The sequence below is a fragment of the Bremerella sp. P1 genome, assembly GCF_028748185.1.
Lineage (GTDB): Bacteria > Planctomycetota > Planctomycetia > Pirellulales > Pirellulaceae > Bremerella.
The window spans coordinates 4,254,783-4,271,096 of the sequence record NZ_CP118164.1 but is presented as its reverse complement, the minus strand read 5'-3'; the positions used below and the strand labels follow the sequence as shown (position 1 = coordinate 4,271,096).

11 protein-coding genes are annotated in these 16,314 nt (G+C 54.1%); 6 read left to right on the top strand and 5 right to left on the bottom strand.

Annotated features, from left to right (window positions below; all coding sequences use genetic code 11):
* Positions 1 to 240 precede the first annotated feature (240 nt).
* From PSR63_RS17935 to PSR63_RS17925, 3 genes are all read left to right on the top strand, one after another.
* Positions 241 to 2,532 carry an ATP-dependent helicase gene (locus PSR63_RS17935; RefSeq protein ID WP_274327049.1) on the top strand — a complete coding sequence of 764 codons (2,292 nt, stop codon included), beginning with the start codon at positions 241 to 243 and terminating at the stop codon, positions 2,530 to 2,532.
* 9 nt (positions 2,533 to 2,541) lie between these two features.
* Positions 2,542 to 3,996, top strand: a complete 1,455-nt coding sequence (locus PSR63_RS17930) for an oxidoreductase (protein WP_274327048.1) — start codon at positions 2,542 to 2,544, stop codon at positions 3,994 to 3,996.
* A 316-nt stretch (positions 3,997 to 4,312) separates the two neighbouring features.
* Complete coding sequence (locus PSR63_RS17925) at positions 4,313 to 5,815, top strand: FHA domain-containing protein (RefSeq protein ID WP_274327047.1); 1,503 nt, start codon at positions 4,313 to 4,315, stop codon at positions 5,813 to 5,815.
* Positions 5,816 to 5,818: 3 nt separating this feature from the next.
* Here the strand turns inward: PSR63_RS17925 and tadA are convergent, their stop codons facing one another.
* Both tadA and PSR63_RS17915 read right to left on the bottom strand, forming a co-directional pair.
* Entirely contained in the window at positions 5,819 to 6,268 is a 450-nt protein-coding gene (gene tadA, locus PSR63_RS17920) for a tRNA adenosine(34) deaminase TadA (RefSeq protein WP_274334208.1), read from the bottom strand.
* 157 nt (positions 6,269 to 6,425) lie between these two features.
* Positions 6,426 to 7,463 carry a DUF1559 family PulG-like putative transporter gene (locus PSR63_RS17915; RefSeq protein ID WP_274327046.1) on the bottom strand — a complete coding sequence of 346 codons (1,038 nt, stop codon included), beginning with the start codon at positions 7,461 to 7,463 and terminating at the stop codon, positions 6,426 to 6,428.
* Positions 7,464 to 7,811: 348 nt separating this feature from the next.
* On the opposite strand from PSR63_RS17915, the gene PSR63_RS17910 reads away from it, so the two are divergent.
* The 3 genes from PSR63_RS17910 to PSR63_RS17900 all read left to right on the top strand — a co-directional run bounded on the left by PSR63_RS17910 (position 7,812) and on the right by PSR63_RS17900 (position 9,768).
* On the top strand, positions 7,812 to 8,018 hold the full coding sequence (locus tag PSR63_RS17910; protein WP_274327045.1) for a hypothetical protein: 207 nt from the start codon (positions 7,812 to 7,814) through the stop codon (positions 8,016 to 8,018).
* Positions 8,018 to 9,160 carry a cysteine desulfurase family protein gene (locus PSR63_RS17905; RefSeq protein ID WP_274327044.1) on the top strand — a complete coding sequence of 381 codons (1,143 nt, stop codon included), beginning with the start codon at positions 8,018 to 8,020 and terminating at the stop codon, positions 9,158 to 9,160. Before PSR63_RS17910 ends, PSR63_RS17905 begins: the two co-directional genes overlap by 1 nt.
* A 416-nt stretch (positions 9,161 to 9,576) precedes the next feature.
* Positions 9,577 to 9,768, top strand: a complete 192-nt coding sequence (locus PSR63_RS17900) for a hypothetical protein (protein ID WP_274327043.1) — start codon at positions 9,577 to 9,579, stop codon at positions 9,766 to 9,768.
* Positions 9,769 to 9,889: 121 nt separating this feature from the next.
* Here PSR63_RS17900 and PSR63_RS17895 read toward each other — a convergent pair whose 3' ends face one another.
* The 3 genes from PSR63_RS17895 to PSR63_RS17885 form a co-directional block, all read right to left on the bottom strand.
* Positions 9,890 to 11,122 carry an AI-2E family transporter gene (locus PSR63_RS17895; RefSeq protein WP_274327042.1) on the bottom strand — a complete coding sequence of 411 codons (1,233 nt, stop codon included), beginning with the start codon at positions 11,120 to 11,122 and terminating at the stop codon, positions 9,890 to 9,892.
* Positions 11,123 to 11,150: 28 nt separating this feature from the next.
* Positions 11,151 to 11,624: a DUF423 domain-containing protein gene (locus PSR63_RS17890; RefSeq protein ID WP_274327041.1), complete on the bottom strand. Its 474-nt coding sequence runs from the start codon at positions 11,622 to 11,624 to the stop codon at positions 11,151 to 11,153.
* Between the two features lie 190 nt (positions 11,625 to 11,814).
* The gene (locus PSR63_RS17885) at positions 11,815 to 15,894 is read right to left on the bottom strand and encodes a general secretion pathway protein GspD (protein ID WP_274327040.1); all 4,080 of its coding nucleotides are present in this window, start codon (positions 15,892 to 15,894) and stop codon (positions 11,815 to 11,817) included.
* Between the last annotated feature and the right edge of the window lie 420 nt (positions 15,895 to 16,314).

Here is a 16,314-nt window from a genome sequence, read left to right as displayed (position 1 = left end):
ATCGCAAAAGAAAAAGTGAAAATGATCGTGGTTCATCCCTAGAACCACTTTGTCGAGGTCGCTCAACACCGGGCTGGGGTCATGTGTCCTGGCCGAAGGGTCTCGCGACGCGATCGCGTTTACTATACTCATTTCTTTAGAATTGAATACCAGTTTCGGAAAAATTTACTGAAACTACCTAAGCGGTGCTAGCGAAGCTGGCTTGCCAAACACGCTAGCACTCTTTCGATAGGTTGATGGATGACCGATTATTTATTTGAGGGACTGACCAGCAGCCAGCGGGAAGCCGTATCGCATGTCGAGGGCCCGATTCTCGTCCTGGCCGGCCCTGGAAGTGGAAAGACACGAGTTGTCACCCATCGCATTGCGAACATGCTCCGCAGCGGAGTCTATTCGTCGCAGATCGTCGCGCTCACGTTTACCAACAAAGCCGCCGAAGAGATGCGATCGCGAGTCGAACGACTCGCTCCGGAAAGTACGGTTTGGGTTAGCACTTTCCATCGTTTTTGCGCGCGACTACTAAGAGCCTATTCCAACCTGGTGGGCCTCGAGTCGAACTACACGATCTACGATACGTCCGACTCGCTGCAGATTCTAAAGCGTGCGCTTCAGGCCGAAGAGATTTCGATGTCGCATGCTACGCCTGAGAAGGTCGCCAAGGCGATCAGTTGGGCCAAGAACAATATGGTTCTGCCGGAACGGTACGAAGCGAACTCGGCCAACGCGATCAGTTCCATCGTGCAAGACGTTTACCCGGAATACCAACGTCAGCTTCGTGCGGCCAATGCCGTCGACTTCGATGACATGCTGATGCTGGTCGCCCAGATGCTGCAGGAGAATCCAGAGCTACGCGCCGCACTGGATGAACGCTTTCGCTACATCCTGGTCGACGAGTACCAGGACACGAACCTGGTGCAGTACCTATTGGTGCGTTCCCTTTCGCAGCAATACCCCAACCTGGGAGTTACCGGGGATCCCGACCAATCGATTTATGGCTGGCGTGGAGCAAACCTGAACAACATCCTCGACTTTGAAAAAGACTTTGACGAGGTCAAAGTCGTTCGTCTGGAACAGAACTTTCGCAGCACGCCCAATATTCTTTCGGTCGCCGATCAGCTCATTGGTCATAACAAGCGGCGTAAGAAGAAGTCGCTCTTTACCGATCATCCGCCAGGCCAACCAGTCCGTTTGCTGACGTACGTAACAAGTCATGAGGAAGCGCAGGCGATCGCGACACGCATCGCGACCTATGTCGCACAGGGTAAACGCCGCCCGCGTGACTTTGCGATCTTCTATCGAGTCAACGCACTCTCCCGTGCTTACGAAGAAGCCCTTCGCCAACAGGGCATTCCGTACATGATCGTGAGCGGCGTCGAGTTCTATCAGCGCAAAGAAATCAAGGACGTGCTGGCCTATGCCATGCTGATGAACAATCCTCGGGATGATGTGGCGTTTACTCGCATCGTGAATACGCCTACCCGCGGCATTGGCAAGACGACGATTCTTAAGCTTCAGGTCCACGCACTGGACCATGGCATATCGATGATGGACGCTGCCCGCGAGGCAGGCATGATCGACTCGCTGAACAAACGAGCCGCCGTGGCCGTCGCCAAATTCGTCGCGACGTTCGATCGGATCTCGCTGAAAATCAATGAGCCTGTCGAAGAGATTCTTGGTGCCATCCTGAGCGATACTGGCCTCAGGGCCCAGTACGAGAACTCGGATGACGAAGAGGATCTTTCCCGCCTGGAAAACATCGACGAGCTGCTTTCGTCAGCCCGGGAGTTCGATTTCCAGCACCCCGAGGATGGCACGCTGGAACAGTACTTGGAAGACAAAGCGTTGGTTAACGAGACGGATGAATTCGATACGGCCCTCGACCGCGTAACCCTGATGACACTGCACGCGGCCAAGGGGCTCGAGTTTCCTCACGTCTTCATGGTGGCCATCGAAGAAGGCTTACTGCCTCACGAACGCTCCAAGGATTCCGATGCCCAGCTTGAGGAAGAGCGGCGATTGATGTTCGTCGGGATCACGCGAGCCCAACAAGAGCTGGAGCTGAGCACGGCCAACCAGCGAGATTTCCGCGGCCGACGCATGATGACCGTCCCCAGCAAGTTTCTATTCGAATTGCCACGCGAGGAGATGGACTTCCAGGCGGCCCTGGGACGTTACGCGCCGACATCGCAAGAATGGGACGATGTCCATGACATCCCCCCAGACGACTATAGCCAGATTGGCGAATCGGGCGATATTTCCGACAACACGCCAAGCAATGCCCCTTCTCCCCAGACTAAAATGCTCATGACCGCGGCCGACATGGTGAAAGGTCCGAGTTCATCAAAACCGAAATTGAATCCGGACAAGTTTCATCAATCCATGGCCGTTATCCATCCGACCTACGGATTGGGCAAGATCATCGCTATGAGTGGCGAAGGAGCCAAACGTACGGCTACCGTTCAATTCGTCACCGGCGAACAAAAGAAATTCGTTCTCGCCTACTCCGAACTCCGACCTGCCTCATCCCATTGAGCTGAATCCATGAGTAATCGTTTCATCAAAGTTGCCCAGCTGAAAACCGTCGAAGCATTTCGCGATCGCCTGGAGCAGTTGGGGCTTAGCTTGCCGTGTGATGATTCGATTCTGACGCGTGATCAGAGTTCGCCCATGGCGGCTCCACTTAAGGCCGAAGGCTTTACGATTGGCAACCGCTGGTGCATCCACCCCATGGAAGGCTGGGACGCCAATACCGACGGCTCACCGACCGAGTTCACCATTCGTCGCTGGGAAAACTTTGGGCGAAGTGGAGCCAAGCTGATCTGGGGCGGCGAAGCGGCTGCGGTTCAGGAAGATGGACGTGCCAACCCGAACCAAACGTTGGGCACCGAATCCAATCGTTTCGGCTTGGAAAAGCTGTACGATTCGCTCGTCAACACGCATAAGAATGAGATCGGTGACCCTTCCGAATTAATGATCGGCCTACAGCTGACCCACTCGGGGCGCTACAGCCGTCCGAATCAGAAGCAGATGGCCGAACCACGCATCGCATATCATCACCCGATTTTGGATGCTCGGGTCGGTATTGATTCCGATGATGACAGCGCCGTCTGGACCGACGCCGAGCTCTACGAGTTGATCGACAACTACGTCACTTCTGCCAAGATTGCCCAGCAACTTGGTTTTCACTTTGTGGATGTGAAGTGTTGCCACGGCTACTTGCTCCATGAATTTCTCAGTGCAAGGTCCCGCAGTGGTGAGTTTGGCGGCGACTTCGAAGGCCGCACGCGACTTTTGCTGACGATCATTCGCCGTATTCAACAAGAGTGCCCAGGGCTGATGATCGGAGTTCGGCTGAGCGTGTTCGACTTGATTCCCTTCCATGCCGGGCTTGAGGCCGGCGAGCCGGTCGACTTCCAGGATCTGCTTCCCTACAAGTATGGCTTTGGTGTCAGCTCCGAGAATCCCTTAGAGATGGATTTGAGCGAGCCGATCCGCTTGATCAAGCTGCTCCACGAGTCGGGTGTCTTCTCGGTAAATCTTTCCGCGGGAAGCCCCTATTACAACCCGCACATTCAACGCCCGGCAATCTTCCCTCCGAGCGATGGCTACCCGCCACCGGAAGACCCACTGGTGGGTGTCGTTCGTCAGATCGAAGCGGTTCGCGACGTGAAGAAAGCGGTTCCCGAAATGTTGATGGTCGGTACTGGTTACACCTATCTGCAAGAGTACCTTCCTCATGTCGCTCAGGCCGTCGTGCGAGCCGGCTGGGTCGATAGTGTTGGCTTAGGACGCATGGTCCTGTCTCTGCCTGAGTTGCCGCAAGTCACGCTTGAAGAAGGCACAATGCCGCGTAAAAAAGTGTGTCGCACGTTTAGTGATTGTACGTCGGCACCACGAAATGGAATCATCTCAGGGTGCTACCCGCTCGATCCGTTCTACAAGAAGCTGCCGGAATTCCAGCAACTCAAAGACGCCAAGTCTGCCGCTGCGAAATAGTCGTTTCTGACGCAGCGAAACATTCTTCTCTCCTCATAAACGTGGGAATGCTCTGCTGTAACGGCGCCAGTTCTTTCATGACGCGCGAGGATGGGTGCGCGCAGTATGAATTGACCACTTTTTAGTTCAGTTTCGCAGTCCCAATGGGTGATTCGCACCGACGACAGCGGTATACTCAGGAGCAGGTGTTTATGCGATTTAGGGGGAAGCGACTTCGCATCTAGCTTTGGGCAAAACTTGGAAGGTCGCTTTCTTCACACCGAATGGAAAGTTGCCGCCAGTCTGATAGCGTAACCACAGGAATGATTGACAAGCCATGCGTGCCTATTTGACGGTCCAGGAAGGTCCCGCCCAGGGAGAAATGATCACGGCCGAACAAGGCTCGATGTTTCGAGTTGGTCGCCAGGCCAATGCCGATTTATCCATTTCGGATGATCGAGCCATGTCAGGGCTTCATTTTGCTCTACTCTGTGACAAATCACGCTGCCGAATTCGTGATCTGAACAGCACCAACGGTACGTTCGTCAACGGAATTCGAATTAACCTCGTTGAGCTGCACGACCGCGATACCATCCGCGCTGGCAATTCCGAGTTTCAAGTACGCTTTGAAGGCCAGATCACGACCACCGTTGTTGATCCCCTCATGTATCCCGAAATTCAACGACTTCGCGAAAAAGACGCTCAAAAGGTCGCGGAAAACGAGCCGTTTGCCCCAGCTGCTCAGGTGGTGGATCCAGCTTCACTGGAATCAACCGAAGAGTATGGAACGGAAATCGAGGAACTCGCCAAACAGATTTCGGCTGAGGAAGAAAGTGAACCTGCGGCAGAAGACGACTCGGATGATGCACCCCGAAGCGACTCCGTTCGCATCCATCGTCTGAACGTCACGTTTGAAGACTCGAGCGGCAAACGCCAAGTCTGGCTGATTCCCGGGCAAACCGTCATCATTGGGCGCAACCAGATGGCCGATGTCACGGTCGTTGGTGACGCTTCAATTTCAGGCGTCCACTTTGGCCTCGACTGTGAAGAAAAGCGTTGCCGACTGCGAGATCTTCAAAGCCAAAACGGAACCAGGCTGAATGACGTCAGCGTTCCCTATGCCACGATCTATACGGGCGATACATTCATTGCCGGAAAAACGGAGTTTCATGTCACCATCGACGGCGGCGAGGAAGCCCCGGATGCTCCTCTAAGAACCTGGGTATTTGAAGATCTGGTACGACGTAAGTTTGCGACATTTTTCGCGAAGGAAATCGGCGAGAACTACCACCTGGTCGATGCCGTGGGCATCGAGCCGATGCCGATCGAATTTCTCCGCCGGCTTGCCCGCCATCGCGATGTGGGAGCGATCGTAAATACCTCCAAGGTCGATACCGAGGAGTGGGAAGCCCACTCGGAGCAAACCTTTAGCTGCGAAGGCTCGGACGCGAAAGTTTTTCACATTGAGGACATCGAGAAGGTCATCGACGAACTGCACGAAGGTTGGGGCAAAGATGCGTTTGCTTTCATCTTCCCTCACGAAGGGCATGAGGAAGTGATCTCCGCCTACCCGGAAGCGGTCGCCAAATACCAGCAGGAGATCGACACCAAGTCGCCCAACTTCGGCAGTGCCGGCGATTGGATCAAATGGCTTTGTGATCATCCCGATCGGATTTCCGATCTCATGCCTGACGCGGAAGCCATTCTCATCCAACATCCAGACCCTAAACGGTGGCGACTGCTTTGCGAAACCGACTTCATTACGCGTCTGAATCGGCTCGGCTATCTGCCATCGAAGCCGTCGGTGTTGGATGAATACGAGAGCTCGGAATCGGACTAGAGATTACTTCTTTCCCTCGGCCCGACGCTGCCGAAAGAAGTCTGTCAGAATCTGGCCGCAACGTTCTTGCAACACCCCAGAAACGACTTCGCATCGATGATTCAGCCGGGTGTCATTCAGCATCTCGTAGAGGGATGAAACTGCCCCTGCCTTTGGATCGAGTGCTCCATAGACCACCACTGGGATTCGAGCTTGCAGGATCGCTCCGGCACACATCGGACACGGTTCGAGGGTAACGTACAAGATGCAATCTTCCAGACGCCAGCCTCCTACGGCTTCGGCGGCCTGGGTGATGGCAATCATTTCCGCATGAGCCGTCGGATCCCGGAGCATCTCTCTTTGATTGTGCGCGGCGGCAATGATGCTTCCCTCTCGCACAATCACGGCACCGACAGGCACTTCGTCACTACGAGCTGCCTGCTCGGCCTGTTGCAGCGCCATCTGCATATACATCTGGTGCAGTTGAGGTAATTCGAATTGCCCAAGAATGTCAGGGTCCGTCACGCGACTTCTTTCTCTAGAAATAAAAAGAGACATCCTTTCGCAATTGAAAGGATGTCCTTGAATGATACCAATTCCCCAGGATTCGGATTTCGAGAATCGAACTCTTTTAGGGGATGTCTGAATCAGAAATGGGTACCTGTTGCCAGTTCCCCGACGTTAAATTCGCATTATCAAAGTAGGGTGTCCCGGTACCTCGCAAGCGAGCCTTGCGACCTTCGCTCGTCATCAGGCGGGCATAGACGTTGGCTTCAATCTCCGTCGAGATCGCTTTAACCGAACCATCCGCGAAGGATGTCACGACGGTACCGGAATGGTTGCTCGAAGGAAGATAAGCAGCCTCTGTCGGCCCTGACCCGCCATAATCGTAGGTGATGGGCGTGTTTACGCCTGCAAGCGAGATTGGTTGTGGCGTTGTTACAAAACCGTCATTCCAGAGCATGGAAGATTCCACTTCCTCCAGATTGCCACTGCCATCAACAGCAACAACGTGCCAGGAAGATCCTGCGGTACCGAACACGGGCACGCGAATACGCTCGGTCATCAGCAACGTATTGGTCAATCCGTCCTTCATCGAGCCGTACTTCACACGAACCTCTCCCTGACCATTCAAATTGGACTGATCACTCCAGCAGCCGTTCGCATCAAGGTCAAGCGTCTCACCAGAAGTTGCAACATTCCAATAGCCACCGTTTGGATAGTAGCTCATTGGGTTTGCCTCGGAGGGATCTATCGGATCACTCGGACAGATGAAGGTGTCGACAACCTGCCCCGTCAGTTCGGCTGGGTTATATGCTGTCCCGGTTGTAAGACCAGACGTGTATGCGTCGGATAAATCACCACGCCCCAATTCGGATAGCATCGTGACAGGCCAGCCAACAATTTCGCCGGTGGAATAGCCACCCCGTGCACTTGTGGCGACTCCGCGAGACCAGGACATGTGAGGTGGCATCTCGGCACGTGGATGGGATGTCGCCTTTTTGACCACCGCCAGACCGATCTGCTTCATGTTATTCGTGCAGTCGGCGCGACGGGCCGCTTCACGGGCCATATTGACGGCTGGAAGTAGCAAGCCTGCCAAAATTCCAATAATGGCGATCACGACTAGCAATTCAACCAGCGTGAAGCCGTGTCGGCGGTTGATCATGTCCGGAAATCCTTAATGGGTGATAAGTCACTGACGAGCGTGTTTTTGGAAGAGCTAGGCCGCCTTAAGTATCACCCATTCCTGGCCAAATGTCGAGTACTTTGTCGGTCAGGTGAAGATGCCGCAAACCGTTCTGTGATAACGATTTTGCTGAATTCAACAAGCTTTTTGAATTCGCAACCTAGGGGAAGTTTATTGGAAAGCTAACGTTTTCTGTTCCGACACTCTGATATGACGTGGCGTGTGAGTGAAACTTCTAGCTTGGAACGGCCTGTGAACCCTGAAAAGAATAAGTGGCTAGACCTGTTTGAACGCTGGCCAAAAGACATGCCCCAAAAGGGGGTGATCATGACGGAACTCAATGAATCGATCCCCTTCATTGGTTTCGCCCTGGACGACAATATGGTCGTTGTCCAGCGCCAGACCCCGGACGCGATCGGGGCCCGACAAGCGATCATTCCTTACACGGCCATCAGTTACCTCAAAATTACGGCCATCGTTCTTCCTAAGGCCTACGCTGATTTCGGATTTAAGGGAGCTCTACCCAAGGTCTGATGAAGTCGATCTTCCTCGATTACAACGCGACAACGCCCATCGCACCAAGCGTTCAAGAGGCAATGCTCCCCTTTATGGCAGAGTACTTTGCCTGTCCCGACGGGATGTACGCGCGTAGTCGTGCCATCGATGAAGCACTCGAAGATGCCCGCGGTCAAGTCGCACACCTGCTCGGCGCGACTTCCGACGAAATCATCTTCTGCGCCTCGGGAACCGAAAGCTGCAATCTAGCCATCAAGGGGGTCGTGTATCCCTACCTGGCTGACCGGAAACCATGTCACATCATTGTTTCCGCCGTCGAGCACGCCGCCGTTGCCCAGACAGCAAATCACTGCCAAAACATGGGTTGCGAAGTCTCGGTGGTTCCCGTCGATCGGCATGGAATCGTATCAGCCGATTCTCTAGCCGAGATGATTCGGCCTGACACAAGCTTGGTTTCCATCATGCTGGCCAATGACGAGACAGGCGTCATTCAGCCAATCGACAAGCTCGCGAAAATCTGCCAGGAACATGGTACGCTGTTGCACAGCGACGCGTGTCAGGCAGCCGGTAAGATACACGTCAGCCCGAAACAGTTGGGCATCGATTTGCTGAGTATATCAGCCCACAAGTTTTACGGACCGAAAGGAGCGGCAGCTCTCTACGTCCAAGAAGGGACCTCGCTTCAACCAATCATCCACGGCGGGGGTGCCGAGCACTCACTGCGAGCCGGAGCTGAGAATATCACTGCTTGGGTGGGTATGGGCAAGGCGGCCAATCTTGTCGGACGCAGTATTGACGACGCCGCAGAGAAGCTGACGCAACTTGTGCGACGGTTCGGACATCGATTGATGGAATCAATTCCCGAACCGATTGTCATTCATGGCTCGCAGGTCGAGCGAATCCCCAACACGTTGTGCGTTAACTTTCCCAACGTATCGGGGCAAGAGTTACTAAGGCGCGTTCCTGAAATCTGTGCGGCAACGTCCTGTAGCGATACTGTTGGCGGGGGGAATAGTTCACCCGTGTTGGCTGCAATGGGAGTTGCGGAAACGGACAAGCGTGGCACAGTCCGCCTTAGTGTTGGTTGGTATACCTCTGAAGAAGAAATCGACCAGGCCGCCGACTTGCTGATTCATGCCTGGGAATCACTGCGTCACTAAAGCAGACAAAAACTTCTTGCCTTGAATCATCGCCCTTTTCGCGTTCTTACTCGGGTGGCATGCAATGCATCACATTGCAATTTTGAACCATCTCAACTCGTTGTACGATTAGGTCTGTAGTCGTCCACTCGAGGATTACGAGACAAACAGTAGGGAAAAGGACTGGGTTGATAAACAGGTATCAATACTGTGCACCCCATAACCACCCCCTGTGAGGATCGCATTCCACCATTACGCATGGATTTCCGCCGATGCGTTCCGGTAGCGTTCCGGTAGCGTTCCTGTTAGTTTTTGCTTTTATCGCGTAACTTACACTCCACCCCAAGATTGCGGTTCCCGAAACGAATCCACTTCTGGGCATAACGCACGGGAGTAGAGGCCCCTTCGCCTGCCAGTAACGAAATGAGGCTTCCGAAATGATCGTAAAATCTCACAACATTTTGATCGACACTGACACGATTTCCTTCGCGCTGATGTATCGGTGCTTGGAATGTGAAAACGTCGTTCACGGCAAGAAAGATAGTGCGAGCGGACTCGTCTGCGAGAATTGTCACTGTCCGTTGGAAGACGATGACGAAATCGCCTATCGCCTCGAGGGAGACAACTAGTCCAACCTCGGACGATTCGCGCTGAGAACGCTCTGCACGCCCCAAATCGCGGCGGAAACTCGTCCGCGATTTGTCGTCGCTCTCACTCTTGAGACGCCAAGCGATTAATTAGCAAGGTTCGCTAAGCTTCTGCACTCTTCACGTCAGGCGAGCCTTCGGAAGGCGCCGACCCGAAATTGAAATTCTTGAAGTTCAACCTATCGATTCTCCCAGCCAACAGATCTGCCAACGGCCGGGTCATCTCGAATTTGGCGAACAAGATCTTCATGATTGCCGTGATGGGGACGGCCAGGAACATTCCAATCATGCCCCAGATCAGCGACCAGAACATCAACGCTAATAGAATCGCGATTGGATGAACGTCGAACGAATCGCCCATCATCCGTGGCTCGATCACGTTACCACTGACAATCTGCACCGCGGACGAAAGGCTGATGACCAGCGTCATTTCCCACCAGGTCATTTCGGGGTCTAGAAGGATCAGCGGCAGCGGCAACAGACACGCCAGGATGGGTCCGATGTTGGGAATGAAATTAAACAGAAAGGCCAGCAGAGCAAACACGGCAGCCAGTGGAATATCAAACAGCCACAACACAAAGCCAAACGCGATGCCGGTGAAGAAGGAGATCAGGGACTTCGTAAGAATGTACTCTCGAATCTTGGTGTCGATCTCTTGCCAGGTGTTCTCCGGCAGCGTGGCCTGTGAACTTCCCAGCAGTAAGAAGAAGAGAAAGATGACGACCATCGTACTTGTTTGAATGACGTAACCCATCGACTCGGTCAGCTTACCCAAAGCAAATCTGACGGTGTCGTGGATGAACTCCGATATCATGTCATTTGAGTTATCTCCCTGACTGGATGTCGCGTTTTGTTGCGCAACCTGTTCATCTAATGATCCAGCCATCGGTTGGGCTGCACCTTCGACATCAGGCGTGTTTTCCGCACTGGCGACATCTGAAGCTGACCCGGACATCAGCAAACCTTGAAAGGCAACTTCCGGGCGTTTCATCCACTCAGGTACCGCGTCCATCCATGCCTTCGCACCTTGGACATATTTGCCGCCATCTTGTTTCAATTGGGCAACGGATATCCAAATGATGCTCCAAAGAACGAACACCAGTGCAAAGCCAATGATCGAAGCGATCAGTACGGCGACCAGTCGGGTCGTCGAAAGCCGGTTCTGAATGTTCGACAAGACCGGCGTCAAACCACTGACGATAAAAATCGCCAGCACAAATGGAATCAATACCGCTTGCAACCAATAAAGAACCCACAGGGCTAGAATGCCGACAGCAATCGCCTGACAGATCGTCTGCCGGCGCATTTCAATTTCAATCGCAGCAAAACGAGACATGGAGACCTTCGGTTTTTGTTAGCAGGGTTTATTCTAAGTCTTCGCGATCTACCAGCGGCTCGAACAATAGAACGGTTATCAAAAACAGGATCCATCCCAATATCATGATAGATCCACCGATCGGGACAATCATCGTTAACTGCGACATTCCCAGGGCAGAAATCAAATAAAGGGTTCCGCTAAACAACGCTACACCGATCACCAGCGATAAGGCCGAAACGATTCCCAAGACTTGACCGCGAGCAGAAAAGGCCATGACCAAGCCCAGCCCAACCAGCGCCAGCCCGTGATACATGTGGTACTTAACGCCGGTCTCGTACTGGGAAAGTCTCTTGGCCACTTCCGGGGTGGGAGCAGGATCGGAAAGTTCCTCTCCCGTTAACTTCGCATCGGCACCCGTCACATCAGATACGATCATCCCGCGAACGACATGTTCCATGGCGCCGGCAACAACCGCCGTTGCACCGAAGAGCACACCGAGAAATAGCACAAACTTGGCCACAAGTAATTTCCTCTGAGATGCGATTGCCAAATGGAGAGAGACCAATCGCGGACAATACTACGAACGAGTCCCTTCGACGAAGCTTCCATTGTACGCCAAATTCTTCGCATAGCGCAAAAAAGTACCGCCGTGAAAGTCCGAAGACGTTTCACGGCGGCAGGAGGTCATAGTCGATTTGCCGCGTACGGCGTTATTGGGTGAAGCCGAGCTTAGCTTCTTCTTCCTCTTGGATGATGATTCGAGGAGTCACCATCATCATGAGGCTTTGGGTTTCACGACCGATACCAACGTCTCGGAACAATCGGTTGATGTACGGCAGCTTGCTGAAGACCGGAACACCACGTTCGCGACGTTCTTCGCTCAGACGCTTAATACCACCAAGCAGCACCGTACCACCGTCTGGCACACTCACCGTCGTACTCACCGTCACGAAGGAGAACTGCGGCAACTGAATCGTCGTACCAGAGGTAATCGTCTCGTCTTGATCGTTGGTCGTACCACCATCAGCAGCATCCGGATCTTCAACCGTCGAGTCCGTTCGACTGCTGGTCGTACCCTCGAAGGTGAATTCTTCGACGTTACCAATTCGGCTGAAGAACGGCACCAGGGTCAGTCGGACGAACCGACGATCTGGTGAGACAACCGCTTGGACGCTGAGCGAAGTACCTTCATTCAGAACCACGATGACCGGTTGTTGAGCCGCGGCAAAGTCACCCACCACAGGAATCACGCTCGTGACGAACGGGGTTTGAGTGGTATCCGAGACGAATGCCGTTTGACCGTTGAACAAGGTCACCTTCGGAGCCTGCATCACGTTCGATCGCAAGTCACCCTGAGCGGCCTGCATCACGAAGAAGGCTTCGATATCCGAAAGCATGGCGAAACCAAACGTGGCACCGGCAGTTGCTGGAGTCACCAGACCACCGATCGATGGAATCGTATTGCCGAACAAGTCCTGATTGAACTGGAGATCCAAGTCACCCGTCGGGTTACCCAACTGGTCGATACCGATCGTGACACTTGGGCTACCCGAGTTGTCACGGTTCGGACCTAATCCAGTCGTGTTGTCCTGAATCTGGAAGTCGAAGTCGACACCGACGCGTTCAAAGAAGTTGTCGTTCAAAGTGATGAAGCGAACTTCGATGGTCACCTGAAGGTCTTGCAGACGTCGCAGCTGAGCCAGAAGGTCAGCCAGTCGATCGTGCACTTCCTGAGTCTGGCTAACCACCAGGCTGAGGTTGGTGCTGAATGGTGCAATCGAACCTGGACCACCCAGTTCTTCCCACGATTCCGGTTCGACGGTTGTCGTGATGAGTTCGATCAGCTGATCAAAGTCAGGCTGAACACCACCACCGAAGCCGCCTGGACCACCGATGCCACCGCCAGGACCGAAGCCCATATTGCCTTGTGGCTGACCGGAGACAGGAGGACCACCACTTCCCAAGCCTGGGATGAAACCGTTAGGAACCTGTGCCAGAGCACTGGAGCTGTTGATGTCCTGATTCTGAGCGAACAACGACATCGGGTTCGAGCCACCCATCGTGCCGGCTGGCGAACCAGTGATACCTTGGCTTTCGTAGGCAGCCTTAATGGCACCTGGAAGACCCATGTTGTAGCTCGGTACAAAGTTCGGAATCGGCAGCACCAGGTCAGCCACATTGTAAACCTTCTGGTAAACGTTGCGGCTGCGGAACGATTCGCTGGTAATGACCAGGGCTTCGTCACGAATCACGTAGCTGAGCCGAAGTGGCTGCAGAATGTGATTCAAAGCACTGTCCAAGCGAACCGCTTGTTGCATGTTGATGCTGATCTCAGTGTCGTAGGTCACCCCTTCGGCCTGTAGGCCACGTGGATCCAACATGACGTTGATACCAACCATGTTGCCCAGGGTTTCCATGACGCTTTGCAGCGACTGCTTGTTGAATTTGACGTCGACCTTGGTCTTGAGTGCCTTGCGAATCTCGACTTCGTCTTCCGAGATCTGCGAGTTCTCAGCCAACCAGCGTCGGCGACGTTCGGTCATGTCTTCCCATTCCTTCGCACTGGCGAATTGGATTGGGTTGTTGTCGTCGAACGGGATGGAGGAGGTATCGACGTTGTGCAGTGCCTGCCAAACGTTCGATTCCTTTTCGTCCTTCAGAGCCATGTTCTGGTAAGTACGTCGAGCGAACTTGGCCTTCCAGATCAACGTTTGGACAACCGGGTTCTCCGGATCCATTTCGCGAGCCTGGCGAGCGATCACTTCCGCTTCCTGCCAACGTTGTTGATCCATCAGTTCGTTGAACTGGTTGGTCATGTCGGCCAGCTTACCGTCGATTTCGAGCTTGAGATCGCGATCTTCTTTGATCTCGGTCTTGATCGCAGCGTTGCGTTCGTCGAGTTCGATCTGCGACTTGTTCATGTCGATGTAGGTCTCAAGCGATTCGATGCTACGATCGACACGCGAGAGAAGCTGCTTCTTGGCGATGGCGTCGATCGACGACTCATCAACCGTGACACGAACCTTCTTCAACTTGTCCAAAGCAGCCTTCGGATCAACTTCTCGCATGGCGTCAGCCTGCGATTGTTCGCGAGTAACTTCGGCAATCATCTGTCGCAGCAAGACTTGCTGTCGTGCGTCGACTTCGGCCAACGGCGAAGGGTTGCTCGTTTGAGCAACTCCGCTGGTGACGGGATTGGTTTGATACTGCAGGAAGTCTTGCAAACGCTGACGTGCACCTGGATCGAGTTGTCCCTCGTACTTCCAAGCTTCTTCAAACAGCTTGCGAGCTTTCATCTTGTCGCCGGCGGCAAGGGCCTGTTCACCCTCTTGCAGGTAACGCATGCCAGCCTGGCCGGTTGCGTCCTGCTGAGCCGAAGCGGGCACATTACGCGTGTCGTCGTTTTGAGGATTGTAGAGTCCTTGAGCGACTGGGAACCCTGCACCCATGGGACCTGTCGATCCACTGGCTTGACGCACTGGGCTGGAAGCTTTCGCACGCGAGATCTCCAGCATCAACATGTCAGGGCGAAGGTCGCCATCTTGGTAATTGCGATTTCCAAGTGTGCTGGCCTGTTTGGTGAAGGCTTCAGCCGTGCCAAGGTCACCACGATCCAGGGCTGTCTTGGCCTGAACCAGGATGGCTTGTTCTTTGGCGTGGGCGTTGCCTGCGACGTTGTCAGGAACGTTCGGAGCAACCTGATTACCACCAGCTTCGCCGCTTTTGCGTCGCGTGATTTCGGTCAGCAAGCGGTCTGGAGTCACGCGAGCACGTTGGAAGTCGAGGTTCATCGATTGAACCTGACGAGTCATCTGTTCCGCCAGATCGTATTGTCCATAAAGCATCAGGCCTTCGGCTTGCTGAAGCAGGACTTCACCAAACTTGTAGGCTGACTGAGGACCAACCGGCGAGGCGGAAATTTGATTGACGGTACGAATCAGGTAATCGACATTCTCGGGCGAGTCTTGGTGGGATGGATAAACGAGCCCCAAACCCTGGACCTGGCGAACAAGCTTTTCTGCGAGAGCCACATTCCCGCGTGCGAGTTCCAGGCGAGCTTGAAGCAGCATGCGACGAGCCGTTTCGGCGTTACCTTGCGTGGCCGTTGCAGCTGCGTATGGGTTGCTGGTCATTGCCGGATCCGGCGTTTCGTTAACCGTCGGAAGCCGGGTTGGGCTGGTCTGAGCAGCAGGACCGCCAGCAGCGACTTCGCCACCGAGCATCGAAGGACGAACGCCTGCTTGTTCCAGGTCTCGGCGGAAAGCCATGACCGAGTAGCCGTCCGACTGGAAGTTCGGTCCAGCTTTGGCGGCTTGTTGGTAGTAATTCAGAGCAGACATCGTCTGGCCGCTGTTCAAGGCTTCCTTGCCACGGGCCAGGGCTTCGGCTGCCATCTTCTGCTCCATGCCAGGTTCCTGGCCGAGCAGCTTTTGGCCGACGTAGTCTGGGTTGGCTCGAGCAGCCGTCATTTCAGCCAAATCGCGAGCGGCCTTTTCGGGCGTATCACGAAACTTGCTGAAAGCCGGATCTGCAGGAACATTGAACGACTTGGCTTGCTCGATCAGAGTCTGAGCACGTTGGTAGTCGCCGGCACGCATCGCTTCGCGAGCTGCCTTCAGGACCCCTTCCTGCTTTTGCTGATCATAAAGCGAACCTTGTTGTTGACCGGTCGCCGACATTGACGTGACGAGCTCAATCTCGGTCAACGGATTTGCGACGACCCCTTTTCCAGTGCTGAAGCACAGCACGGCAATGAGACCGGCTGTAAGCACACGCGTGGCCAAATTCAAAGCGACACTCCTTGTCTGAACTTGTGGCAGCCTGCGATCCGTGTGTTTTGGGATCGTCCGAGAATGATTCATGGTGTTCCTATCCTTCCCCCCACGGCGACACGTTTCTGACGAGGAACAGTGCCCGCAGGTCCTCAAATGGGACCGCTTGCCCTGTCCACGCGCCGCGCGCACTGGTGAATCTGCATCCTTGCATTTCTAGGTGAGGCGGTTAATTACCGGTTGTCCAAAACGGGGTCAATACCGTTTTGGTGACTTACATATCTTTTTCTGGAAATCTGACCGGTTGCGGTGCTAGCAAGTGGTTGCCCCCTTGCTGACTGCGCAAAAATCGCCGGGCAGTACAGTACTGAGATCTGAGAGATGGCTCAATAGATGTTTTTGCCTGCGCAAAAGAAAAGGCGTTCCGAAGAACGCCTT

Coding starts and splice junctions, on each gene's coding strand:
- PSR63_RS17935 (WP_274327049.1), top strand. CDS start 241: ATGACCGATTATTTATTTGAGGGACTGACCAGCAGCCAGCGGGAAGCC.
- PSR63_RS17930 (WP_274327048.1), top strand. CDS start 2,542: ATGAGTAATCGTTTCATCAAAGTTGCCCAGCTGAAAACCGTCGAAGCA.
- PSR63_RS17925 (WP_274327047.1), top strand. CDS start 4,313: ATGCGTGCCTATTTGACGGTCCAGGAAGGTCCCGCCCAGGGAGAAATG.
- tadA (WP_274334208.1), bottom strand. CDS start 6,268: ATGTATATGCAGATGGCGCTGCAACAGGCCGAGCAGGCAGCTCGTAGT.
- PSR63_RS17915 (WP_274327046.1), bottom strand. CDS start 7,463: ATGATCAACCGCCGACACGGCTTCACGCTGGTTGAATTGCTAGTCGTG.
- PSR63_RS17910 (WP_274327045.1), top strand. CDS start 7,812: ATGACGGAACTCAATGAATCGATCCCCTTCATTGGTTTCGCCCTGGAC.
- PSR63_RS17905 (WP_274327044.1), top strand. CDS start 8,018: ATGAAGTCGATCTTCCTCGATTACAACGCGACAACGCCCATCGCACCA.
- PSR63_RS17900 (WP_274327043.1), top strand. CDS start 9,577: ATGATCGTAAAATCTCACAACATTTTGATCGACACTGACACGATTTCC.
- PSR63_RS17895 (WP_274327042.1), bottom strand. CDS start 11,122: ATGTCTCGTTTTGCTGCGATTGAAATTGAAATGCGCCGGCAGACGATC.